Origin of the sequence: Paraburkholderia caffeinitolerans (genome assembly GCF_902859945.1) — a bacterium.
GTDB classification, from domain to species: Bacteria; Pseudomonadota; Gammaproteobacteria; order Burkholderiales; family Burkholderiaceae; genus Paraburkholderia; species Paraburkholderia caffeinitolerans.
Window position 1 is genome coordinate 108,790 of the sequence record NZ_CADIKL010000017.1, and the last position, 23,470, is coordinate 132,259.

A 23,470-nucleotide genomic window follows, 5' to 3' on the forward strand; every position below is an offset into this window, starting at 1 on the left:
GTAGGATACCGATGAAACGCCTGATAAACCGTGCAATGTACCACCCGATCAAGAAGTGGCCGGTGAGCATCCACGAGTGACCGATCCTCATACGGAAACGGTCACCATGCCGAATTCGAAAGCGAGTCTGAAGCGGGACCGGCGAGTGCTTTTGCATGTAGCTGGAAACGGCGATGTTCCTCTGGCGGAACCAGCGACCCGCCCGTCGCCCAAATTACGTGCGTTGACCGCTGCATGTCCGCATTGAGACTGCGCAGGTAGTCGCGGCCGCAAGGCGATTGGGCCAGCCAGCCAGGGCCGCCGACGGCAGCCGCTGCCGATGGCTCCAGTTCCACTCCGGTTGCGCGTTGAACCGCCAGCAGGCATGCGTAGAGTTCTTCATCGCTTACGGTGAATACACCCGACAGTTGGGACGCCATCAAAGGACTGACCAGTTGCGACGCCTGTCCCACGGCAAGGCCATCGGCCTCTGTCCGGTTGTCGAGACCCATGTCATAGACGGACACCGGCTCGTCGGAACCGGCCGCAAGCTGGACAAGCATGCACGGCGAAGCCACAGGCTCCGCAAAGAAACAATGGACGTGTTCGCCGAAAAGCGCCTTAAGTCCATAGGTAATCCCGCCCGGTGCACCACCGACACCGCAGGGGATATAGACGAATAGCGGATGCGCTGCATCCACGATGCGGCCCGACTCCGCAAGTTGCGCCGCCAGATGGCGAGCGCTCGCGGCATATCCGAGGAACAGCAACAATGAACGCTCGTCGTCCACGAAATGGCAGCGCGGCCGATCTAGCGCCTGCAATCGTCCGGCGGCGACTGCTTGCGCGTAGTCACCGTCGTGCTCGACCACGCGTACACCGCGTCTTCTCAACCGCTCCTTCTTCCAGGACTTCGCGTCCGTCGACATATGAACGATCGACTCGAATCCCAGAGCGGCGGCCATTACGCCGATGCTCAAGCCGAGATTGCCGGTACTGCCGACGATGATGGCGTGCTTCGCGAACAGCTCGCGTGCCGCGGTCGACGCGAGGACCCGCCGATCGCCCTGGGCGTCGAGTAGCCCATGTTCGATCGCAATCGATTCCGCGAGCGCGAGCACTTCGTGAAAGCCGCCGCGCGCCTTGATGGACCCCGCGATCGGCAATGCGTCATCGCGCTTGATGAACCAGGCTCCCCGCGCGTCCGACGAAAGCGATAACGCTTGGTGCAAGCCATCGGCCGGCATCAGGTCCGACTCCACTTTTCCCGCGCTCGCGGCGAGTTCGGGGAAAAGTTTGGCCATTAGCGGCTCGCATCGCGCCAGCCTCGCCTCGGCGAGCGCAATGTCGTCGAGCGATGGCGCGTCGTGGGGCAATGGGCTGCCGACATCCGGGTTCAGCCACAGTAGCGGGCGGAGTGATTGTAGTTTTGCTAATAGGGAGGAAGATTGAAGCAGAATGCTCATCGATCGGTCCTTGGCTCGTTAAGCTATATCGTGCCGACGATGCTACGATTTCATGAATTCGCGACAAAGCGTTAATTTCTAATGAAGGCATTAGCCTTACTTATACCTATGCGACTAGACGGTTCAATCCTTGGCGCCCTTCATTGTTTTGAAACCGCGGGCCGGCTCCTGAGCTTCACGAAGACCGCCCAGGCGTTCAACCTGACGCAAAGTGCCGTCAGCCAGCAGATTCGCCATCTGGAGGAGCGCCTGGGTTATGCGCTTTTCGTGCGCCAGGCACGCGGGCTCAAGATGACCGAAAAGGGCGAGGCTCTCCTCGACACGATGTCGAGCGCTTTCGCCGACATCAATCGGACGCTTCAGGAACTCGGCATGTCGAATGCGCCGTTACAGGTGAGTTGCCTCCCCTCATTCGCGCTGCAATGGTTGATGCCGAGATTGAGCGAGTTTCACAGGCAACAGCCGAAAGTCTCGGTCCGCCTCAAGGCCGAGTTCCAGATTCTGGACCGGCAGGCCATGGACGCCGACGATATAGACGTGGCAGTGCGTTACGACCCGGTTCAATACAGTCGGCTGCACGCCGACGTCATCATGGACGAGTACCTCTTTCCGGTCGCCACACCCGAGTATCTGGCTAAGCATCCGGCCTGCGCCAATGGGGAATCGCTCGAAGATGTCGTGTTGCTGCATGACGCCTCGCCGTGGGTCGATGCGCCCGAGTTCGTGGAGTGGCGCACCTGGCTAGAGGAGTTTCGCCCGGCGTGGACCCAGTATCTGGACGGCCCCCAGTTTAATTTCTCCAGCCTCGCTATCACTGCCGCATTAAACCATCAGGGCGTGGCGATGGGGCGCGCGGCCCTGGTTCATGACGAGATCAGGAGTGGGCGGCTTGTCAATGTGTTCGGAAAGCACGCGCGGGCGCCGGCGCGCTATATGCTGCTTTCCCGCCAACCCGACGATCCACGCACGGCGGCTTTTTCGAACTGGCTCAAGGGCGAGTGCGCGCGCTTCGATGATGCGCGGATGCAATTGCTGATGGGCGGGGGAGGCGACTGGGTCAGCTCAAGCTGATCTCGCCGCGCTCAGAGGAAGTTCCTGATTAGCATCGTCACCCACCACCAGGCACCGCCGCAGCCGGCGGCCCGGCAGCGCGCATCGGGATCCGCCAGAAGGCGGCCACTGGCGTCGCTCACCGAACTTGAGTTGCGCAGGAAGTACGCCACGCTGTCTTGCAAGGGATCGAGCCCGTCCTCAGGGATATCTATCCACAGGCCGTTTTCGGTATTCAAGCGGGCCGACAGCGAATCGAAATTGAAACTGCCGAGATAATATCGATGGCCGTCGATGAGGACCAGCTTGGCGTGCATCATGCGGTTCTCTCGGTCGGAATATTCGCGCACCTCGATCCCGGCATTCACCAAGCCGGGCAGATCGTCGGCATAGGCGCGCCCGACTGCGGGGAATTCCTGCGTGATGCTCGCCAGCGAGGCGCTCACCAGGATCACGTGGACACCTTCGCGCCGCTTGCGCTCAAGCGCCTCGCGCAGTTCCGGCACCAGGATCAGGTAGGGGTTGATGATCAGGATTTCGTGCTGCGCCGTATCGAACGCTTGTAGCATGTCCTGCAACGTGCCTGGCAAGCGCTTGTCGGGCCAGTCGTGGACATAGCGCAGGCGATCGCAGGCGATCGGCATCCAGGCGGGATCAAAATCCGCCCCGGCAGCGGGCGGAGCGGCGGGATCATCAGGCGTATCGGAGGCAGTGGGTGTATCGGTTGCGGCCAGGTCCGTCTTCCGGGCTGCAGCATCGAGCGGAGCCAGCAGCCATTCGCGCCAATAACGGATGCGCGCCGGGTCCAGCGTCGCGTAACCCTCAGAGACGCGATAAGGACTTGCGACTTTGAGGAATTTTTCCGGCTCGGGGCGAACCACTTCCGGGCTATTCCAGAACAGGGCGAAATGCTGGTACATGGCGTGCAGGGAGGAAGCATCCTGGCCGGCGTCGCCCGACACCATCAGATCGCGCTCGCTGAGCCAGCTGCGGAAGCTCGCATCCCAGATCGAGGTACTGCCGATCACGGCCGTGTCGCCAACCAGGAACAGTTTGTCGTGCATGCGATGCGAAATCTCGACGAGATCGGATCGTGGATGGAAGATTCGGAGTTCCATGCCGGGAGCCACCTCGTGCAGGGCGACGATCAACTCGTCCTCGAACGGGTAGTGCGGCTCGGGGCCGATGCCGTCGACCAGCAGCTTGACCGGCACGCCTCGGCGCGCAGCCTCGACCAGATGACGCAACAGCAGGCCGCCGGTCTGATCGATTTCGAAGATGTAGGCGAGGATGCGGATCTGTTCGGTAGGCGTGGCACGGTCGACCAGCGCAATCCGCGACTGCATCAACTGACCGTCTTCAAGACTGGCGACCAGGTCGACACATTGCGCGTGGCCTTGCTGAGAAGCGGCCAACACGCATGCCAGAATGAGCGCCAGGCTTCTTGTGGTGGTCATGATGTGGCGAACGGGTTCGATGTATCTCCGGCCCTGCGTTCTTGAAGGTCTGGAAGGCTTTGTCGCGTTAGCGCGGTCAAGTAGCTCGCGGTTACTTCGAGAAGGCGAACAGAACGGCGAGCCCGAGATAGTTACCGTGGACACGAGCGGCCCGAATCTGGCTGCACATTGAGCACGCAGCGGACAGGACATCAGCGCAGTTGGGAGAATGGCTTTCCAGAATGTCCGATTGTCGCCGATCTATGAGCACTGTTCCAACGACCGCTCATGGCGGCGGATTCAACCGGTCGATGCAACACCTGGAACTTGCGTGAGCAGCGGACCGGCCCCAACCCAACGGACCGCGGCAAGCTCGCGACGAAACGGCACATCGTCGTAGATGCCAGAGGTATTCCCCTGGCCGCGGACTTTATTCGTCGCCATCAATAAGCGCCGTTGATAACCCCGGCATTTAACCAGGAGTGATTTCTTGAGAAATATTTCTGCATTTCTGCCGGACTGGTATATTTGTAATTGAGATTTATCCCGCTTGTTACGGGAAGTCCAAGCATTTGCGCTGCCATTGAATATGCAAGGACAACAAAATTTGAGCAGAAGAATGATCGGTTCGTTCCGTTCGGGCTTGTGAAATCATTCATCATGTCTTCCGCCAACGTGCCCGAAACAGGGTTTTTGGTTACGTTGCCGCTTTTGTAGGCCGAAATGGTGGCGCCTCCTTGGCTATAGCTCCCAAAGCCATTGTCGGTTTGCGCTTTTTCCACCAGATTTGCGGCCAGATCGGCTGCAAGGTGTCGCAAGGCCTGATTGCCTCCAAGATGCCAAACGTGCCACGAATAATGGGAATTAGGATTGGGTTCAAGAAATCTCAAACCCGAGCCGACGCTCTCGGCGATCGCCTTGCTGTGACCCGCCACCGAGCCTACATAAATGGCTGCGTGGACTATGTTTGAAAAACCACCAGAACTCGCCCCCGTTTTCTGACCGATCTGAATTATTTTATGGGTAACATTGCCGGTGGAGACTTTTAAAAGCACATCTCCGGTATGGACGGCTACATTTCCAAATCGTTGCATTTCCCATTTCTCCTTGGTTGAAAGCTTCCATTTGTTCGGCCAACAGCGCGTGCATAGAATCGAAGACGAGCCGACTCGCGCAAGCCGCCGGCGAGGGAAACCGCTCCGGCATGGCGCCGCGGCGCGGCGCGCTGCGTCGGCAGGAAGGGCCATCGGGCGCTTACCAGCGGGCGCATCGGATGCCGCCCACAGGGAACGCGATCGGGGCGGGGCACAAAGCAAGATGCCTCCGGACGCGTGGCAGGCCTGCGCAGGCTCGTACACCGATAAGACGAGCGGCGCGCCGAATAATTGAAACCTGAGCTCATGCATGCCGAACTGCTCCGTATCGAACGGGGCACTCCAACTCTTGAGAGGACGCTGGGAATTTATATTCGACAGGGGCGGAGAGCACCCGTCGGGTTCACAGGGGTTGGCTGGAAGCTTGTTTGCCTGACGGCGAGGGGGCGACGAGCTCTCCGCGTCAATTCGGTCGGTGCCTTGTGCGATGGTGGCTTGCACAGACGCTAGAGGGAGCGGGTCGGACTCGGAAGTTCGGCAATGAGCGCTGGTTGTGCGCGGCAGCATCGACCGCGAACTTCCGTAGTCGTTAGGGTTTATTCGACGCCTGCCGACATGCGCGGAGGCATGCACATTCCTGCGGCCGATGGCAGGCGTCGAATAACCCTTAACGAACTCGGTCCGTGCGGTCGTCATGGGCCACCAGTTTGCGACCGTTCGGAATTTTGCACTTTCGTTGGCACAGACGGCCAGTTTTTATTAACTTTGGCATGCTCGCGCCATCCCCACTGTCCCAACAAAGCAAACGATTGTCCCCGATAAGCAAGCGGGAAAGATAACTCCGCCGGATACTCCTGAGCATGGATCGAAGCCGGACGCGCCGCTCAACACCGCGCTCCAGTCTCGCCGACTACCGCTCCTGCTCAAGCCAGCAGCAGCCATTCCCTGGAGACGCATCATGAATTTTCTCGACGGCCACCTGTTTCCCGAGAACCAGCAGCCCCTGATCATCACGGCCGCGCCTTATGCGCCGGGCTGGTTGCCCAGCGACTTTCCGGAGGACATCCCGGTCACGATGGAGGAACAAATCCAGAAGGCGGTGGACTGCTACAACGCGGGCGCGACGGTGCTGCACCTGCACGTGCGCGAGTTGGACGGCAAGGGCAGCAAGCGTCTGTCGAAGTTCAACGAACTGATCGCCGGGGTGCGCAAGGCGGTGCCGGAGATGATCATTCAGGTGGGCGGCTCGATCTCGTTCGCTCCCGAAAACGAAGGGCAGGCGGCCAAATGGCTCTCCGACGATACCCGGCACATGCTGGCCGAGCTCGAGCCCACGCCGGACCAGGTCACGGTGACGGTCAACACTTCGCAGATGAACGTCACCGATCAGGCCGAAGACGCCGACTTCCGCGGCACTTCGCGCGAGAACCCGACGCTCTTCAACGCGTACAAGGAAATGACGGTGCCCGCGCAGCCGGGCTGGGTGGAGGAGCATGTGCGCCGCCTGACCGCCAAGGGCATCCAGAGCGCGTTCCAGTGCTACAACCTCAACAGCTTCGAGTCGGTGGAGCGGCTGATGCGCCGCGGCTTCTACAAGGGCCCGCTGGTGATGAACTGGGTGGCCATCGCGGGCGGCATGGATACGCCGAACGTCTACAGCCTGGCCAACTTCATCCGCTCGGTGCCCGATGGCGCGGTGGTCACGGTGGAAAGCAACGTGCGCAACGTGCTGCCGGTCAACATGATGGGCATTGCGATGGGCCTGCACGTGCGCTGCGGCACGGAGGACTGCTTGTGGAATCAGTCGCGCACCGAAAAGCAGAGCACCGTGAAGCAGATCGAGCAGCTCGTGCGTATCTCGCGGGAGTTCGGCCGGCCGATCGCCACCGCGAAAGAGGCGCGCGAGATCAGCAAGATTGGCGTGTTCTACGACACGGTGGAGGAATCGCTGCACGCGAATGGCTTCGCGCCTAACCGCAACGGCGGCAACCAGGGCTTTCTGCGCAAGACCGCCTGATCGCCGGAGCGTTGGAGCGAGTCAATCGGCCGGTGCGTTCTGGCTGGCCGATTGTTGGTCCGCTTGTTGGTCCGATTGTTTATCCGCTTGTTTATTTGCCTGTTCATCCGCTTGCTTGCGCCACTGCGAGACGCTGCAGCCGAAGGCGCTCCGGAACCAGTGGCTGAAACTGCTGTGTGCGGAAAAGCCCAGCAGCACCGCGACCTCGCCGACCGGCAGGTCGCTCTCCAGCAAGTGGCGCACCGCCAGTTCCTCGCGCATCTGATTGAGCATCGCCGAGAACGTCAGCCCTTCGTCGCTGAGGTGGCGGTGCAGCGTGCGGCGGTCCACGCGCAGATGCCGCGCCACCAGTTGCGCCGTGCATCGTCCGCCGGGAAGCAGCGCCAGGATCACTTCCCGGCAGGCTTCGCGCATGCCTTCGCCACGGCGGCGCAGCGCCGATTCCAGATAGTCCCTCGCGAAATACGCGGCCCCCGGGTCCTCGCGCGTGCGCGGCATCGACAGGTTGGCCGCCGCGCAGACCAGACCGTTGAACGGCTGATTGAACAGGGGGTTGCGGCCGAAGAAGACCCGATAGGGCGTCATGTCGGCTGGCGGGCGGTGCGTGAAGCAAATCTGCTGCGGGCGCCACTGGGGGCCGATCAGTTCGCGCAGAATGCGCAGTTTCACGGCCACCGCGAGTTCCATCGCCTGGCGCGTGGAGAGCCCTGGCCTCGGCAGCAGCGCTTCCCGGATCACGACGGACTGGCCGGCTTCTTCGATGCTTGTGACCAGCGCGGCGCTCAGCAGCTTTTCATAACGGCACAAGGTGTCGAGCGCCTGGCGTGGGGTGGGCTCGTCTTTGAGCACCAGCCAGATCGGCCCGAGGTTGGAGAGCGTGCGCCGCGCCGCGAGCCGCAACGCGAAATCCTCCACGCCGGTTTCGCGTGCGGCGACCTCGAGCAGTTCGCGCACGGCGTGGCTGGGGATGAGCGCCTCGGGGTTATCGAGCACGCGCGCCGAGATGCCCGCCGCGCGCAGGAACGCATAGGGATCACGCCCGAGCGACTCCACCAGTTCGATATAGCCGTTCAGGCTGGCGCTGCGTATCAGCTTGTCGACGTATTGCATCGCAGGGTCTGTTTACCTATGTCGTGACGCCGGTTCCGAAGGACCAAGGGCGGTGCGCATCGCGCACCGCCCTTGCAGTATCTCCGTCGCGCCACGCGAGAGGCGATCAGAACGGCCGATCACCCGAGATGGTCGCGCGCTCCATGCGGCGCGGCGCGGGCCAGTAGTCGCTCACCGCGTAATGCTGCGTTGCGATGTTGTCCCAGATCGCGACGCTGCCCGGTTCCCATTTGAAGCGCACCTGGTATTCGGGAATTGCCGCCTGGCTGATCAGGTAGTTCAACAACAGGCTCGCGCCCGGCGTCTTGTCTTGCCCGAAGCGCACGTTCTCGGGCGTATGGTAGTTGATGAAGTGCGTCGAGAACGGGCCCACGTAAAGGATCTTTTCGCCCGTTTCCGGGTGCGTGCGCACCACCGGGTGATCGACCAGCGGGTATTTGCGAACCAGTTCTTCGCGTTCCTCGGTGGTCATGACCGCGCCGAACGAATGCTCGATCCCGTGCTTGGCGCGCAAGCCTTCGATTTTGGCCTTGATGTCGTCGGGCAGATTCTTGTACGCCTCCACCATGTTCACCCAGATGGTGTCGCCGCCCACTTCCGGGCACGAAATGCAGCGCAGCACCGCGCCCTTGGGCGGATTGGCTCGCCACGATGCATCGCTGTGGTAGGTATTTTCGAAGTGGTCGCGCTTCTCGCTCTTGTAGATCTCGATCAGGCCGGGGTAGCCCGGCACCGTGTTCGCAACCGGATGGTCTTCCAGGTCGCCGAAGCGGCTCGCGAACGCGACATGGTCGGCGCGCGTAATGTCCTGGTCGCGGAAAAACAGCACTCGATGCTTCAACAGCAACGCCTTGATTTCGGCGAACAGGGCATCGTCTTTTGCCACGTCGGCGATACTCACGTCCCGGAGTTCGGCGCCAATCGAACAGGTGAGGGGTTTGATTTGCATGGTGATGTCTCCGTAGACTCTGGAAATTGATATTGGGCACGCATCTGCTTGCGATTGTGGGCGCGATGGCAACGACGCGCTTGACCGAACGCGCCACAATTTGACAAACGCGCACCCTGCGTACACACCACGCGCGCGCCCGCCATGCTGGCGGGCCAGGCGCGTAAGATGTCGCGCTGGAATCCGCATGACAAAGCAAAGCCTGAAATCTAGCCATGGACCTGAACCTGATCGGCCTGTTCGTCGAGATCGTGGAAGCGCGCAGCCTGAGCGCGGCGGCGCGCAAGCTCGGCATGACGCGTGCAAATGTGAGTCAGCGGCTGAAATTGCTGGAGCGCGAAACCGGCGCCCAACTGCTGCGGCGTTCGACGCGTAGCTTTGAACTGACGCAGGCGGGCAGCACGTTGTACGACTGCGGCCGGCGCATCGTGGAAGAGCTGGGCACGGCCCGCGCGTCGATCGACAGCCTCGGCACGACGCTGCGCGGGCGGGTGCGCATCAGCGTGCCAACCGGCTTCGGCAGGCTGTTCGCCGGCGCGAAGCTGCTCGAATTCGCGCGGGCGAACCCGGGCATCTCGCTCACCGTCACGTTCAATAACTGGATCGAGGACCTGATTGCCGGTGAAGTGGACGTCGCGCTCAGGATTACCTCCACGCCACCGCTCGATTGCGTCGCGCGCAAGATCTGCTCGTTCGACTGGAGTCTGTGCGCGTCGGCCGATTATCTGCGCGAGCATGGTCCGATCGAGCGCCCGGCCGATCTCGAGCAGCACGCGCTCATCTCCGCGCCCTCTAGCGGCCAGCGCGTGCCGATCGAGCTTCTGCACCGGGAAGATGCCGCGGACACCCACACGATCACGGTCCCGCCCGCGCTGGAATCGTCGGACTATCCGTTTCTCGCCGAGGCGGTGCGCGAGGGCATGGGGATTGGCGTGCTGCCGGACTATGTGATTCATTTGCAGGCGAACCGCGATTTGCTGCCGGTTCTGCAGCCCTATCGCGTCGTGGGCCGGCAAAGCACGCTGTATATCGTCACCTTGCCCAACCGCTATCCGTCGCCCGCCACGCAAGCGCTGATCGACTTCCTGCACGCCAAAATTCTCGAACTCGCCCAAAGCTGGACGTGAGCTGACATGCGCGTCCGGCGTCGGGCCGTTGCCCTTCGCTGGGGTTCACATCGTCTCGCTGTCAATTCTCTGTTAACAGTCCGTCAATCCGTACTGTGATTGTCAAGTCATAACCATCGCTCGACAATGTGCTGAAAGAACGATCAGTACATGGAGACGAGACAATGGCCCGCCTATCCGGAAGCGCCCCTGCGAAATTGCGGCGGCCGACCGCTCCCTCCGCCTGATTCACTCACCCCGATTTTTACTGAGGATTCCTGCTCATGCGCGAAGCCGTCATTGTCTCCACTGCACGCACACCGCTGACCAAGGCGCACCGCGGCGAATTCAACATCACGCCCGGCCCCGCGCTCGCTTCGTTCGCGGTGCGCGCCGCCGTGGAGCGCTCCGGCATCGATCCCGAATCGATCGAGGACGCCGTCCTCGGATGCGGCTATCCCGAGGGCATCACCGGCCGCAATGTCGCGCGCCAGGCCGTGGTCCGGGCTGGCTTGCCGCTGTCGATTGCCGGCACGACCGTCAACCGTTTTTGCGCATCGGGTCTGCAGGCGATTGCAATTGCGGCGGGCCGCATCGTCGTCGACGGTGCGCCGGCCATGATCGCGGGCGGCGTGGAAAGCATCTCGGGCATCCGTCGCGACCAGCATCGCGCGAGCGACCTGGATCCTTGGCTCGTCGAGCACAAGCCGGCGCTCTACATGGAAATGATCGATACCGCCGATATCGTTGCGCAGCGCTACGGGATTAGCCGCGAGGCGCAGGACCGCTTTTCGGTGGCGAGCCAGCACAAGACCGAAGCCGCACAAAACGCGGGTCGCTTTGGCGAAGAGATCGTGCCGGTCACCACGACGATGGCCGTCGCGAACAAGGAAACCGGCGAGGTGAGCCAGCGCGAGGTCACGATCGATGTCGACACCTGCAATCGCCGTGGCACCACCTACGATGCGCTCGCGAAGCTGGCGGCCGTCAAAGGGCCGGAAAAATTCGTCACGGCGGGCAACGCATCGCAGCTTTCGGACGGTGCTTCGGCGTGCGTCATGATGGAAGCGAAGGAAGCCGAGCGCCGCAACATCGCGCCGCTCGGCGCATTCCGTGGCCTCGCGATGGCGGGCTGCGAGCCCGACGAGATGGGTATCGGGCCTGTATTCGCCGTGCCGAAGCTGCTCGCGCGTCACGGTCTCACGATGGACGACATCGGCCTGTGGGAACTCAACGAGGCTTTCGCCTCGCAGGCTATCTACTGCCAGCAGCGCTTGGGCATTCCGGACGAGCGCTTGAACGTGAACGGCGGCGCGATTGCCGTCGGTCATCCGTTCGGCATGACGGGTGCGCGCCTCGCGGGTCACGTGCTGCTCGAAGGCCGTCGCCGGGGCGTGAAGTACGCGGTTGTCACGATGTGCATCTCCGGCGGCATGGGTGCCGCCGCCCTGTTCGAAATCTACTGAAAGAAGCCCCGTCATGGACTTGAACTTTACCCCTGAAGAGGAAGCCTTTCGCGCGCAGGTGCTGCGCTTCCTGAGCGAGAAACTGCCGCAACGCCTCTCGAACAAGGTGCGCGACGGCAAGCGCCTGACCAAGGCCGACCTCGAAGCATGGCACGCCATCCTCAATGCCGAGGGCTGGCTCGCCAACCACTGGCCGAAAGAGCATGGCGGCCCAGGCTGGAGCGCCGTGCAGAAGTTCATCTTCGAGAACGAGTGCGCGCTCGCCGGTGCGCCGCGCGTCGTGCCGTTCGGTGTGAACATGCTGGGGCCGGTGCTGATCAAGTACGGCAGCGATGAGCAGCAGCGCTACTGGCTGCCGCGCATTCTCGACGGCTCGGACTGGTGGTGCCAGGGCTACTCGGAGCCGGGCTCGGGATCCGATCTCGCCTCGCTGCGCACGACCGCCGTGCGCGGCGCTGATGCCGACGGCGAGCATTACATCGTCAACGGCCAGAAGACCTGGACCACGCTAGGCCAGCACGCGAACATGATCTTCTGTCTCGTGCGCACGGCGAGCGGCGTTCGCAAGCAGGAGGGCATCAGCTTCCTGCTCGTCGACATGAACTCGCCCGGCGTGGAAGTGCGCCCGATCATCACGCTCGAAGGCGAGCACGAGGTCAACGAGGTGTTCTTCACCGACGTGCGCGTGCCCGCGCAAAACCTCGTTGGCGAGGAAAACAAGGGCTGGACCTACGCGAAGTATTTGCTGACCTACGAGCGCACGAATATCGCGGGCGTCGGCTATTCCGTAGCTGCGCTGGAGCGCTTGAAGGCAGTCGCGAAGAAGGTGACTGGCAACGGCCGTCCGCTTGCCGAGGATCCCATGTTCGCCGCGCGCATCGCCCGCGTCGAGATCGATCTCGAGAACATGAAGACCACCAACCTGCGCGTGATTGCGGCGGTGGCGGGCGGCGGCGTGCCGGGCGCGGAGAGCTCGATGCTCAAGATTCGCGGCACGGAGATCCGCCAAGAAATTCTCTCGCTCACGCGCCGCGCGATGGGACCGTACGCACTGCCGTTTATCGAGGAAGCGCTGCACGACGGCTACGACGCGCCGCCGCTCGGCCCGGAGGGCGCTGCGAGCGCCGCCGCGTCGTACTTCAACAATCGCAAGCTGTCGATCTTCGGCGGCTCCAATGAAATCCAGAAGAACATCATCTCGAAGATGATCCTCGGGCTGTAAAGGGTGACGCCATGAATTTCCAGCACACCGAAGACCGCCGCATGCTGGCGGACACGCTGAACCGTTTCGTCAGCGAACAATATGGCTTCGAAATGCGCGACAAGATCGCGGGTTCGGCGGAGGGTTTCAGCCAGGACATGTGGGCGCGATTTGCCGAACTCGGCATCGTCGGCGCGCTGTTCGACGAGGCGCACGGCGGCTTCGACGGCGACGGCTTCGCAATCGCCGTGGTGTTCGAGCAGCTTGGCCGCGGGCTCGTGGTCGAGCCGTTTCTCGATGCGCTGATGGTCGGGCAGATCGTTGCGCGCGCAGGCAATGAGGCGCAACAGGCGTTGCTCGCCGAGGTCATGAGCGGCGCGAAGATTGTGGCGCTGGCGCATGGCGAGCCGCACAGCCGCTACGAAGCGTCCCGGGTCACGGCGCGCGCGGTGCGCGACGCGGAAGGCTGGCGCCTGAACGGCGCCAAGGCTGTCGTGCAGCAAGGCGAACATGCGCAGGTGCTGCTGGTGTCCGCGCGCACGGCCGGCGCCGACGATGCCGAGGATGGCATTTCACTCTTTCTCGTGCCGCGCGACGCACCCGGCGTTCACGTGCGCGGCTACGGCAAGATCGACGGCGGACGCGCAGCCGAAGTCTCGCTCGACGACGTGCGGCTCGACGCGGCGGCGCTGGTCGGCCACGAAGGCGACGGGTATGCGGCGCTCGAGTACGGGATCGCCTGCGGCGTGCTCGCGCTGTGCGGGGAGGCGCTCGGCGCGATGGAGGTGGCGAAGGACCACACGCTCGAGTACCTGCGCACGCGCAAGCAGTTCGGCGTGCCGATCGGCAGCTTCCAGGCGCTTCAGCACCGCATGGCGGACCTGCTGCTCGAAATCGAGCAGGCGCGTTCGGCGCTCATCAACGCGGCGGCCGCGCTGCAGGGTGAACGGATGGCGCGCGAGCGCGCCATCTCGGCGGCGAAGTACAGCATGGGCCGCATCGGCGCGCGGGTGGCCGAGGAGTGCATCCAGTTACACGGTGGCATCGGCATGACGTGGGAGCTGCCGCTCGCGCACTATGCCAAGCGTCTCGTGATGATCGACCATCAACTCGGCGACGAAGACCATCATCTCGCCCGCTATATCGCGCTCGGCCGCGCGCTCGCCTGAGCGTACGGCACGCCATTGCTGCTCTGAACTCTGACTCTCCGGAATTGTCATGTCGAATCTGAATTCCTCGCTGCCGCTTGCGGGCGTGCGCGTTCTCGATCTCTCCCGCGTGCTGGCGGGCCCCTGGTGCGCGACGGTGCTCGGCGATCTCGGTGCGGAGGTCATCAAGATCGAACACCCGCAGCGCGGCGACGACACGCGCGACTGGGGGCTGCGGGTCGGCTCGACCCAGACCTCCTATTTCAACAGCGCTAACCGCAACAAGCGCTCGGTAACGGTCGACTTGCAGACCGCCGAGGGCCAGCAGATCGTGCGCGATCTCGCGAAGCAAAGCGACGTCGTGATCCAGAACTTCAAGTTCGGCGGCGTGGAAAAGATGGGGCTCGGCTACGAGCAACTGAAACAGGTTCGCGAGGACCTGATCTACTGCTCGATCTCCGGCTACGACCGCACGGGACCGGAAGCCACGCGGCCCGGCTACGACCTCGTGGTGCAGGGCGAGGCCGGGCTGATGGCGCTGAACGGCGAGGCCAGCCAGCCGCCACTGAAGTTTGGCGTGGCCGCCGTCGATCTCTTCACGGGCATGTATTCGGCCCAGGCCATTCTCGCGGCGCTGTTCGAGCGCCAGCGCACCCGCAAGGGGCGCCACATCGAGATGGCGCTGTTCGATTGCGGCCTGATGATCACGTCGTACTACGGCCTCGAAGCGCTGATGAAGGGCGAAGACCCGCTGCGCTTTGGCAACGCCCATCCGTCTATCGTGCCGTATGGCGTATTCAACGCGGAAGACGGGCCGCTCGTCATCACGGTCGGCAACAACGGGCAGTACGAGCGCTTCTGCCGCGAGGTGATCGAGCGCCCCGATCTCGTCGACGACGAGCGCTTCAGGACCAACATCGGCCGGGCGGAAAACCGCGCGACGCTGCTGCCGGAAATCGACCGCGAGCTGGGCCGGCGCAAGCGCCAGGATTTGCTGGAACGCCTGAGAGGGGCCGGCATTCCATGTGGCGAAGTGCTTGGCGTTCATGAGGCGCTCACCTCGAAGCGGGCGACCGACGCCGGGCTCGTGTCGACCCACGATCACCCGGAATGCGGCAGCGCGAGCGTGCTGGCGCCGCCGTACCGCCTCGACGGCGTGCGCCCTCCCGTGCGTCGCGCCCCGCCGCAGCTCGGCGAAGGCACGGCGGACGTGCTGAATACGCTGCTCGGACTGTCCGATGAGCGGATCGCGCAACTGAAGGCCGCCGGTGTCGTTTGACGAAGCGGCCAAAAGACGAAGAAACGAAGAGACGAAGGAGACGCGAATGAGGATGCACGACATGGAAGCCGGGCAGGCGGTAGCCGCGGCCCAGCGAGAGAAGCTGCGAGTGTATCCGTGGGTCGTATTTGCGCTGACCCTGGGCCTGGTGATGTCCGACTACATGTCGCGGCAGGTGCTCACGGCCGTGTTCCCGCTGATCAAGGCGGCGTGGCATTTGTCGGACACGCAGCTCGGTTCGCTCAACAGCGTGGTGGCGCTGCTGGTCGGCACGCTCACGCTGCCTCTTTCGCTGCTGGCCGCGCGCTGGGGGCACGTCAAAAGCATCTTCATCATGGCGGCCTTGTGGAGTCTCGCCACGCTGGGCTGCGCCGTCTCCACCAACTATGGCGAAATGCTCGCCGCGCGCGCACTGGTCGGCATCGGCGAGGCCGCCTACGGCGCGGTGGCGCCCGCGCTCCTGCTGAGCGTCTTTCCCGTCTCCATGCGCGCCGTTCTCTTCGCGGCCTTTACGGCAGGCGCGTCGTTTGGCTCGGTGCTCGGCCTGGCGTTCGGCGGCGCGATCGCGGCCCATCTGGGATGGCCGTGGTCGTTTGCGACGATGGGGATCTTCGGCATGGTGCTGGTGATCGTGTTTCGCGTCGTTGTGACCGAAGCGCGGGTGTCGCGTTACCAGTCGGACACAGCAGGGGGCGCGACGGCTGCGCCTGGCGCGCGGGCGACCTTGCGCAGCCTGATCAACGGTCTCGCTACCTCCAGGTCGCTGGTTTGCGCGTATCTCGGCAGCGGATTGCAACTGTTCTGCACGGCGTCGCTGTGGGCCTGGATGCCGAGCTATCTGAACCGTTACTACGGGATGGCGCCCGGCCGGGCGGCGATCATGGCGGCGGCATTCGTGATGCTGTCGGGAATCGGCATGATCACGTGCGGCCTGATTGCCGACCGCATCAGCAAAACGCGGCCGGCGAGGAAATGGGATGCGGCGTTCCTCTATTGCCTGACGGTGTTCGTGCTGCTGGCGATAGCATTCCGTCTCGCGCCGGGCGCGCTGCAACTCGGGCTGATTGGCGTGGCGATGTTCATCACGTCGGGGACCAATGGCCCCGGCGGCGCCATGGTGGCGAATCTCACGCCGCGCGCCATCCATGCATCGGCGTTCGCGCTGCTGGCGATTACCTATAACCTGCTTGGCACTGCACCGGGGCCGTACTTCACCGGCTTCCTCGCGGACCGCATCGGCTTGCATGGCGCGTTGCAGTACATGCCGTTCGTCAGCGCTATTTCGGCTAGCGTGTTCTTCATTGGCAAGCGCAGCTATGCGCGCGATCTCGCGCGTATCGAGGCGCAGTGATGGTTGCGCAGTGCATTTGAACTCTCATCGAGGAATCCTCAAGATGGCAAAGGCTATTCGTTTTCATGAAGTGGGCGGGCCGGAAGTGCTTCGGCTGGAAATGGTCGACGTGGGCGAGCCCGGCCCTGGCCAGGCCCGCGTGCGGCACACGTACGTGGCGGTGAACTTCATCGACATCTACTTTCGCACCGGCCAATATCCGCTCGCGTTGCCCAATGGACTCGGCTCCGATGCCGTGGGCGTGGTCGAAGCCGTCGGCGAGGGCGTAACCGACATCAAGGCCGGCGACCGGGTCGGCTACCTGCTGGGGCCGCAGGGCGCTTATTCGGACGTGCGCGTGATGCCGGCCGACGTGCTGATCCCGCTGCCCGACGGCGTGAGCGACAAGACCGCATCCACGCTGATCATGAAGGGCATGACCGCGCAGTACCTGTTTCGCCAGGTCTATCCGCTCAATGGCGGCGAGACCATCCTGTACCACGCGGCCGCGGGCGGCGTGGGGCTGATCGCCTGCCAGTGGGCGCGCGCCCTCGGTGTCACGATGATCGGCACGGTCAGCACCGACGAGAAGGCCGAAGTTGCGAAGGCGAATGGCTGCACGCACACCATCGTGACCTCGCGCGAGAACATTGCCGAGCGCGTGGGCGAGCTCACCGGCGGCAAGGGCGTGCCGGTGGTGTTCGATTCGGTGGGCAAGGACACGCTGGAAGCGTCGCTCGACAGCCTGCAGGTTCGCGGTGCGCTGGTGAGCAACGGCACGAGCTCGGGTCCCGTGCAAATCGACACGCGCGTGCTGGCGCGCAAGGGATCGATCTGGGTGACGCGTCCCGCAATGGTGCACTACGCGACGCCGCGCGCTCACATGCTGGAGATGGCCCGCGAACTGTTCGATCTCGTGCTGGCGGGCAAGATCAAGAGCGAGCCCGGCCAGACCTTCGCGCTAGACGAGGCCGCCGACGCGCATCGCGCGCTCGAATCGCGCAAGACCATCGGTTCGACGGTGCTGGTGCCCTGAAGCGGCACGCGCTCAACTCACGCGGCGCGCGCTCAAGTCGGAGCCTCGCCTGAGCGCGCGAGCGATGCGCCGACGAACGCGCGCACGGCGGGGGAGAGCTCGCGCCGCCTGCTGGCCAGCGCGAGGTGGACGGGATACTCGAAATCCGCGATGGGCTGGTAGCAAAGGCCGGGCTGCGTGAAATGGGACATCGATTCGGGCACCACGGCGACGCCATAGCCGGCGGACGCCAGACTGAGCCCGGAGATGAAGTCGCGCACGCGATAGTCGAGAAAGGCCGAGAAACCGCCCGCGGCGCCCAACGCGGACAACACCTCGCCGAAGCCTTCGTCCTCGTCGAATTGAGGCGAAATGAAGCTCTGGTCCTTCAGGTCGCGCGCCATCAGCTTGCGGCGAGTCGCGAGCGGATGCGTGTCGGCCATCGCAACCATGAGGCGCTCGGTATGGACGATGGTCGCCACGATACCGGGCGGATACTGACGCCTCGGCCGCGCGATGCCGATATCGATTTCGCCGCCGTCCAGCGCGTCGAACTGGCGCGGCGTTTCCATGGGGACGACGTCGATGCGCACATTCGGATGCGATAGACGAAAGTCGCGCAACATCCCAGAAAGCGCACCGCTAGACACGCCCGACGCCACGTAGCCGATCCGGACAATGCCCGCCAGGCCCCGGGCCGCCAGTCGTCCGATCTGGTCCGCGCGTTCGATATGCCGTAATGCCGCGACAGCTTCGGCATGGAAGAGCCGCCCGGCATCGGTGAGCGTGACCGGCTGGCGCTTGTTACGGTTCAGCAGACGCACGCCGAGGTCTTGCTCGAGGCGCTGAATCTGGGTGCTCAGGGCCGATTGCGCGATATCGAGGCGATCCGCCGCGCGCGCGAAATGCAATTCCTCGACCACGGCGGTGAAGTATCTGAGCTGGCGAGCGTCGATCATTTAATCGGGAGCGGTGCTTAAAGGTTCTTGATTAATATCCCGATGCTATCAAAAACTGTGACCGATCGATACAACACGCAGTGGATGTGTGGACGTTGGCTTACCCGATTTGTCCTTTTGCGGTTGCGCCAGAACGATAGAGATGGTCCGGTTCAATAGAACATTGAGTCAGGTGAGCCCCAATTCGTCGGCGTCGTCAGCCCGCGTCGAAATAGCTGAAAACGTCCAGCTTCGATTTGTTCCAGTACGATGGCCAGGTTACACGGACGACAAGCGGTTTGGTCGGAAATTCACCATTCCCTCCCATGTCGTCAAACGTTTGGCCGACAAGGCTTCGCTCACGGCGCAACGGTTGGCCAGATGCAAGCGGCGGGCGCAATGTGGATGCGAATTCACCTGATAACCAGGCGCGCATTATGTCGATATGTAACGTACCGAACAGATCGCCAGGCAAAATGGGCAAATGTAGGAGCTATGAAAGTCGGCGCAGGTGAATCGTCAGGTAGTCCGACGATTGTCCTGCGCGGCTTTGTCGTGGCTTATTCAGGATTGCGAACGCCGGAAGGTGCGCGCATCGAATTGAGCAGTTCGATTAGTTTCGATACCGCGAAAGGCCGCGTTTCGATCGCGTTGCCGATAAACGTCATCTGCGGATTGTCCGATTGAAACGCTGGCCACGGTTGATCTGCCGCCGAGGCGGGAATGCCCGTGGTCGCAAATGCGACCCACGCCGCTTGCATGTGGGCAGCGAGTTGCGCATCGCGTTCGTCGTAGTAGCCGCCGGCAGTCAGATTGTTGAAGACGTAGCGGATCTCGCCCGAGTGCTTCGCCAATTCCTGCGACGCGGCGGCGCCGGGCGCGACCCGGCCGAAGTGATAGTAGAAAAGTCGCCTGCCCGATTGGCTCAGACGGCGCGCGGTTTCATATGCAGGTTCGGCAAATATCGCCGCTGTGAAAAGCCGATCGATCGATTCGTAGACCGTCGCGGGCGTGCTGGCGAGCGCTGCCGCCACGTCGTCCCGGCGTATGCCGGCCAGCAACGCGGTAATGCCGGCGAGCATCGGCGGCGGATAGATGCCGCCCGGTTTCAGGAAATAGCGCGCCTCGTTCTCGTTGCAGCCCATCAGCACGGGAATGTCCTCGCGCCGAAGCGGGTCTGCACCGGGCAGCACGACGTCGCCGTCGGCAAATGGCCCCCACACCAGGTGCGCGGGCGTATGAATACGGCCGGGCGGGGGAGGAATCCCGCAGAGGTCGTGCGACGCCTGCCCAATCACTGCAGACGGAAGTTGCCGCAGCGCTTCGGGATTCGAGGTCCCCACGCGTTCGAACAACCGTTCGGCGGCTTGCCTTGCGTCGGCCCATGACAGCTCCGGGGCAAACGCTGCGCGTTCGCCACCGCCGCTCTCCATGATGGCCTTCTGAAACAGTCCATCTGCGCGAGGCGACGAAAGCAGCATTCTCACCGCAACCGCGCCGGCCGATTCGCCAAAGATGGTCACGTTCGAAGGATCGCCGCCAAACTGTGCGATGTTCTCGCGCACCCACTGCAGCGCGGCGATCCAGTCGAGCACGGCAAAGTTGGCGCCCAGAGACGGATGGCTCAGGAACCCGAAGGCTCCCAGCCGATAGTTGATGGTCACCAGAACGACGCCTTGCTCCGCGAACCGGGTGCCGTCATAGGCGTCTTCCGAACCCGCGCCCCCCAGATTTCCGCCGCCGTGAATCCAGACCATGACGGGCCTTCGGTCGCTCGCGTCGAGTGAACGGGTCCAAACGTTCAGGTACAGGCAGTCTTCGCTTCGTTGGGTCACGCGCAGATCAAAAACAGCGCCATGAACTTGCATCGCACACGGCCCGAACTGCGTCGCAGCGCGAGTTCCTGACCACACGAGCGGGGGCGCTGGCACGCGCCAGCGCCGGTCGCCGACAGGAGGCGCCGCATAGGGAATACCGAGGAACTTGTGGACGGAATTTTCGGTGATGCCTTCGAGGCGCCCTTCGGCAACTGCGACATGCGGATTCTCGACCATCGTGAAATCTCCAGAAACGTCATGCATCTCAGGATTTGAGCGTCGATGCCAGGTCGACTTGCCTGGTCGTTGCGAGCACGAATTCATATACGTCGGCAAGTTCGGTAACGATCCGCGTTCCCGGCGGCACGTCACCAAAAAAACCGGCTGGGCCGATGCAAATCAGCGGCTTCGCAAAGCGCCTGGCCAGCCGGATTTCGTCGAGGGTTCCCTGGCTCCCGGGAAGCGCTACCACCACGTCGCTGGTGAGCACGTTCACGTAGTTGCGGTTCAATGCGTCGTCTGGCGCCTCGGCCTGCTTTCGCGGAAGTGGAGTGAGGATCGGCAAGTCGATATAAGGATTGGGATAGCCGGCGATCGCGGCAAAACCAGAGACAGGATGCGGCTCGCTGGGCACGATGCCAATGGACCGTCCCGTGCGTCCTTCTGTTGTCGAAAACGCTCGCGCCGTCGAGAGCATCACGCCAAGGCCTGCGCCCGTCAGCAAATCGAACCCGTGTTCGGCGATCCATTTGCCAAGCGGCGTCGACAGCGCCTCCCATTCGACTTTGCCAGAACCCATCACTCCAACGATTGCCACCGGGTCTTCTCCTTAATTTCAACGCGGCACCGATTACTGGGCGGAGCCGACCTCTGAGTGTCCGGGCAACGATGATATCGCGCAGGCCTTGAGAATCGGCGCGGCGCTGCTAGCCTTGCGGTGGAGCGCGCTTGTTCGCACGATTGCTGAAGTCCTTGGCGAACGTCCGCGCTTCGCCCCCCAGGCAACACCCGCCGCCCGCCTGGGGGTATCTCAGGCGATGACCTTCTGCTCTGCGGCAGCCTGCTCGCGCATGCGACGGGCTTCGTCGCGAAGGAACTCCTGGTAATCGTCCAGATCGCCGTCGAAGGGCTCGACGCCGCCTTTGGTGACCAGCCAGAACTCGTCGCATACGGCGCGCAGCAGGGCCCGGTCGTGACTGACCAGCATCACCGTGCCTTCGAATTCGTTGAGCGCCATGGCCAGCGCCTCGCGTGTAGCCAGGTCGAGGTGGTTGGTAGGCTCGTCGAGCAGCAGCAGGTTGGGGCGCTGCCACACGATCATGCACAACACGAGCCGCGCCTTTTCGCCGCCGCTCATCGTGCTAACCGCCTGATGAACCATGTCGCCACTGAAGTTGAAACTGCCAAGGAAGGTGCGAAGCGATTGTTCGGTGCCACTCTGGCCAGGCGCGCGCATGTGCGCTGGCGTGTCCTTGGCAAGGCGGATCATGTGTTCCATCGGCGTGTCGGCCGGACGCAGCACGTCGAGTTCCTGCTGGGCGAAGTAGCCGATGTTCAGGCCCTTGCCTTCGCTGATTTCGCCAGCAATCGGAGCCAGTGCGTGCGCCACCGTCTTCACCAGCGTGGACTTGCCCTGGCCGTTGGCACCTAGAATGCCGATGCGCTGCCCGGCCAGCACGGAACGGTTGATGCCCCGCACGATGACCGTGGGCGGCGTGCCCGGCAGTGCGTCGGTCGGCGCGGGGTAGCCGAAGCTCGCGTCCAGCATCGACAACAGCGGGTTCGGGACGTTGAGGGGCTCCCTGAACTCGAAGTTGAACTCGGCATCCGCAAGCACCGGTGCGATCTTCTCCATGCGTTCGAGCGCCTTGACCCGGCTCTGCGCCTGTTTTGCCTTCGAAGCCTTGGCCTTGAAACGGTCGATGAACTTCTGCAGGTGGGCGATCTTGTCCGCCTGCCTGGCCATCGCAGCCTGCTGCAACACGAGCTGCTCAGCGCGCATGTCTTCGAACTTGCTGTAGTTGCCGCCATAACGTACGAGCTTGGCGTTGTCGACGTGCACCGTCACCTGCGTCACCGCGTCGAGGAATTCGCGATCGTGGCTGATCACTACCAGGGTTCCTTGATAGCGCTTGAGCCAGGCTTCCAGCCAGACCAGCGCGTCGAGGTCGAGGTGGTTGGTCGGCTCGTCGAGCAGCAACAGGTCGGACGGGCACATCAGCGCGCGCGCCAATTGCAGTCGCATGCGCCAGCCGCCGGAGAAACTGTTGACCGGCTGTTCAAGCTGCGCGGCCGTAAAGCCAAGTCCCAGAATCAGCGCTTGGGCACGTGCGGGGGCATCGTGTGCACCAGCGTCGTGCAGGGCCATGTAGGCGTGCGCCATGCGCATGCCGTCGTCGCTGGCCTCGGCGGCGGCTACTTCGGCCTGCGCGGCGAGCAGCACGGTGTCACCCTCGACTACGAAGTCGGTCGCGCCTTGCTCGGTCTCCGGCATCTCCTGCGCAACCTGCCCCATCTTCCATGCAGGGGGAATCGAGAATTCGCCGCTATCTTCGTGCAGCTTGCCGTTGAGTAGGCCGAAGAAGGACGATTTTCCGGCACCATTGCGGCCGACAAGGCCAATCTTTTCGCCGGGGGTGAAGGTGACGGACGCGCGGTCGAGCACGACATTAACGCCGCGGCGCAGTGTGACATTACGGACGGAAATCATAAGGAGCTACTTCAGAGAGGATTGGCATGATAACCGACCGGAAGCACTGGGCTGCCTCTTTTCTGAGCCGATTGCGCTTTGCGGCGCCCACCGGCCACGAAGCATGGCCGGCAAGCGCCCCACGCCCGAGCGATGCAATTACCTTGGGCGCCACTCTCATGTCGCCGGTCGACATTCTGACTTCAAGCCTGACGATGTGCGCCGTCTGTCGCCGAGAGGAACCGCAGCAGCGCGTCGGCGGCTGAGCACGCAGGGGACCGCGTGCAAGCCCAAGGGCGGCGCCGGATACTGACTCGAATGCAACTCGCCCGTATCGAATATCATACAAAATTGCCGTAAAGTATGATATGTAATACAAA

Annotated in this window: 18 protein-coding genes and 1 pseudogene; 10 read left to right on the forward strand and 9 right to left on the reverse strand. The window is 63.1% G+C overall.

The window, feature by feature from the left end:
* Positions 1 to 101: 101 nt before the first annotated feature.
* Entirely contained in the window at positions 102 to 1,445 is a 1,344-nt protein-coding gene (gene dsdA / locus HV773_RS18415) for a D-serine ammonia-lyase (protein WP_175196276.1), read from the reverse strand.
* A 102-nt stretch (positions 1,446 to 1,547) separates the two neighbouring features.
* Between dsdA and HV773_RS18420 the strand changes: the two genes are divergently transcribed.
* Positions 1,548 to 2,516, forward strand: coding sequence for a LysR substrate-binding domain-containing protein (locus HV773_RS18420; RefSeq protein ID WP_175196333.1), 969 nt, complete (start codon positions 1,548 to 1,550; stop codon positions 2,514 to 2,516).
* Between the two features lie 11 nt (positions 2,517 to 2,527).
* On the opposite strand, the gene HV773_RS18425 is transcribed toward HV773_RS18420, so the two are convergent.
* A complete protein-coding gene (locus tag HV773_RS18425; protein ID WP_246282333.1) occupies positions 2,528 to 3,952 on the reverse strand; it encodes a phospholipase D-like domain-containing protein in 1,425 nt (474 codons plus the stop codon).
* A gap of 315 nt (positions 3,953 to 4,267) precedes the next feature.
* On the opposite strand from HV773_RS18425, the pseudogene HV773_RS37545 reads away from it, so the two are divergent.
* Positions 4,268 to 4,351 (forward strand): annotated as a pseudogene (locus HV773_RS37545) (IS5/IS1182 family transposase); the annotation flags it as partial.
* Positions 4,352 to 4,374: 23 nt separating this feature from the next.
* On the opposite strand, the gene HV773_RS18435 reads toward HV773_RS37545, so the two are convergent.
* Entirely contained in the window at positions 4,375 to 5,025 is a 651-nt protein-coding gene (locus HV773_RS18435) for a hypothetical protein (RefSeq protein ID WP_175196278.1), read from the reverse strand.
* 958 nt (positions 5,026 to 5,983) lie between these two features.
* Between HV773_RS18435 and HV773_RS18440 the strand changes: the two genes are divergently transcribed.
* Entirely contained in the window at positions 5,984 to 7,042 is a 1,059-nt protein-coding gene (locus HV773_RS18440; protein WP_175196280.1) for a beta-keto acid cleavage family enzyme, read from the forward strand.
* A 21-nt stretch (positions 7,043 to 7,063) separates the two neighbouring features.
* On the opposite strand, the gene HV773_RS18445 is transcribed toward HV773_RS18440, so the two are convergent.
* Together HV773_RS18445 and HV773_RS18450 are read right to left on the reverse strand one after the other, a co-directional pair.
* Entirely contained in the window at positions 7,064 to 8,152 is a 1,089-nt protein-coding gene (locus HV773_RS18445; RefSeq protein WP_175196282.1) for an AraC family transcriptional regulator, read from the reverse strand.
* Between the two features lie 106 nt (positions 8,153 to 8,258).
* Positions 8,259 to 9,101: a TauD/TfdA dioxygenase family protein gene (locus HV773_RS18450; RefSeq protein WP_175196284.1), complete on the reverse strand. Its 843-nt coding sequence runs from the start codon at positions 9,099 to 9,101 to the stop codon at positions 8,259 to 8,261.
* Between the two features lie 215 nt (positions 9,102 to 9,316).
* Between HV773_RS18450 and HV773_RS18455 the strand changes: the two genes are divergently transcribed.
* From HV773_RS18455 to HV773_RS18485, 7 genes are all read left to right on the forward strand, one after another.
* On the forward strand, positions 9,317 to 10,228 hold the full coding sequence (locus tag HV773_RS18455) for a LysR family transcriptional regulator (protein WP_175196286.1): 912 nt from the start codon (positions 9,317 to 9,319) through the stop codon (positions 10,226 to 10,228).
* A gap of 263 nt (positions 10,229 to 10,491) precedes the next feature.
* Positions 10,492 to 11,673 carry an acetyl-CoA C-acyltransferase gene (locus tag HV773_RS18460; RefSeq protein ID WP_175196288.1) on the forward strand — a complete coding sequence of 394 codons (1,182 nt, stop codon included), beginning with the start codon at positions 10,492 to 10,494 and terminating at the stop codon, positions 11,671 to 11,673.
* Positions 11,674 to 11,686: 13 nt separating this feature from the next.
* Complete coding sequence (locus HV773_RS18465; RefSeq protein WP_175196290.1) at positions 11,687 to 12,895, forward strand: acyl-CoA dehydrogenase family protein; 1,209 nt, start codon at positions 11,687 to 11,689, stop codon at positions 12,893 to 12,895.
* Between the two features lie 11 nt (positions 12,896 to 12,906).
* Entirely contained in the window at positions 12,907 to 14,043 is a 1,137-nt protein-coding gene (locus HV773_RS18470; protein WP_175196293.1) for an acyl-CoA dehydrogenase family protein, read from the forward strand.
* Positions 14,044 to 14,092: 49 nt separating this feature from the next.
* Positions 14,093 to 15,301, forward strand: coding sequence for a CaiB/BaiF CoA transferase family protein (locus HV773_RS18475; protein WP_175196294.1), 1,209 nt, complete (start codon positions 14,093 to 14,095; stop codon positions 15,299 to 15,301).
* A gap of 46 nt (positions 15,302 to 15,347) precedes the next feature.
* Positions 15,348 to 16,652, forward strand: coding sequence for an MFS transporter (locus HV773_RS18480; RefSeq protein WP_175196296.1), 1,305 nt, complete (start codon positions 15,348 to 15,350; stop codon positions 16,650 to 16,652).
* A gap of 43 nt (positions 16,653 to 16,695) precedes the next feature.
* Positions 16,696 to 17,667: a quinone oxidoreductase family protein gene (locus HV773_RS18485; protein ID WP_175196298.1), complete on the forward strand. Its 972-nt coding sequence runs from the start codon at positions 16,696 to 16,698 to the stop codon at positions 17,665 to 17,667.
* Positions 17,668 to 17,699: 32 nt separating this feature from the next.
* On the opposite strand, the gene HV773_RS18490 is transcribed toward HV773_RS18485, so the two are convergent.
* The 4 genes from HV773_RS18490 to HV773_RS18505 form a co-directional block, all read right to left on the reverse strand.
* Entirely contained in the window at positions 17,700 to 18,605 is a 906-nt protein-coding gene (locus HV773_RS18490) for a LysR family transcriptional regulator (protein ID WP_175196299.1), read from the reverse strand.
* A gap of 539 nt (positions 18,606 to 19,144) precedes the next feature.
* A complete protein-coding gene (locus HV773_RS18495; RefSeq protein ID WP_175196300.1) occupies positions 19,145 to 20,638 on the reverse strand; it encodes a carboxylesterase/lipase family protein in 1,494 nt (497 codons plus the stop codon).
* A gap of 28 nt (positions 20,639 to 20,666) precedes the next feature.
* Entirely contained in the window at positions 20,667 to 21,218 is a 552-nt protein-coding gene (locus HV773_RS18500) for an SLOG cluster 4 domain-containing protein (protein WP_175196301.1), read from the reverse strand.
* A gap of 213 nt (positions 21,219 to 21,431) precedes the next feature.
* A complete protein-coding gene (locus HV773_RS18505) occupies positions 21,432 to 23,111 on the reverse strand; it encodes an ABC-F family ATP-binding cassette domain-containing protein (protein WP_175196302.1) in 1,680 nt (559 codons plus the stop codon).
* Between the last annotated feature and the right edge of the window lie 359 nt (positions 23,112 to 23,470).

Excerpts from the sequence above, each read along its gene's own strand:
- dsdA (WP_175196276.1), bottom strand. The coding sequence starts at position 1,445 with ATGAGCATTCTGCTTCAATCTTCCTCCCTATTAGCAAAACTACAATCA.
- HV773_RS18440 (WP_175196280.1), top strand. The coding sequence starts at position 5,984 with ATGAATTTTCTCGACGGCCACCTGTTTCCCGAGAACCAGCAGCCCCTG.
- HV773_RS18445 (WP_175196282.1), bottom strand. The coding sequence starts at position 8,152 with ATGCAATACGTCGACAAGCTGATACGCAGCGCCAGCCTGAACGGCTAT.
- HV773_RS18470 (WP_175196293.1), top strand. The coding sequence starts at position 12,907 with ATGAATTTCCAGCACACCGAAGACCGCCGCATGCTGGCGGACACGCTG.
- HV773_RS18495 (WP_175196300.1), bottom strand. The coding sequence starts at position 20,638 with ATGGTCGAGAATCCGCATGTCGCAGTTGCCGAAGGGCGCCTCGAAGGC.
- HV773_RS18465 (WP_175196290.1), top strand. The coding sequence starts at position 11,687 with ATGGACTTGAACTTTACCCCTGAAGAGGAAGCCTTTCGCGCGCAGGTG.
- HV773_RS18425 (WP_246282333.1), bottom strand. The coding sequence starts at position 3,952 with ATGACCACCACAAGAAGCCTGGCGCTCATTCTGGCATGCGTGTTGGCC.
- HV773_RS18460 (WP_175196288.1), top strand. The coding sequence starts at position 10,492 with ATGCGCGAAGCCGTCATTGTCTCCACTGCACGCACACCGCTGACCAAG.
- HV773_RS18505 (WP_175196302.1), bottom strand. The coding sequence starts at position 23,111 with ATGATTTCCGTCCGTAATGTCACACTGCGCCGCGGCGTTAATGTCGTG.
- HV773_RS18475 (WP_175196294.1), top strand. The coding sequence starts at position 14,093 with ATGTCGAATCTGAATTCCTCGCTGCCGCTTGCGGGCGTGCGCGTTCTC.
- HV773_RS18450 (WP_175196284.1), bottom strand. The coding sequence starts at position 9,101 with ATGCAAATCAAACCCCTCACCTGTTCGATTGGCGCCGAACTCCGGGAC.
- HV773_RS18485 (WP_175196298.1), top strand. The coding sequence starts at position 16,696 with ATGGCAAAGGCTATTCGTTTTCATGAAGTGGGCGGGCCGGAAGTGCTT.
- HV773_RS18455 (WP_175196286.1), top strand. The coding sequence starts at position 9,317 with ATGGACCTGAACCTGATCGGCCTGTTCGTCGAGATCGTGGAAGCGCGC.
- HV773_RS18490 (WP_175196299.1), bottom strand. The coding sequence starts at position 18,605 with ATGATCGACGCTCGCCAGCTCAGATACTTCACCGCCGTGGTCGAGGAA.
- HV773_RS18435 (WP_175196278.1), bottom strand. The coding sequence starts at position 5,025 with ATGCAACGATTTGGAAATGTAGCCGTCCATACCGGAGATGTGCTTTTA.
- HV773_RS18480 (WP_175196296.1), top strand. The coding sequence starts at position 15,348 with ATGAGGATGCACGACATGGAAGCCGGGCAGGCGGTAGCCGCGGCCCAG.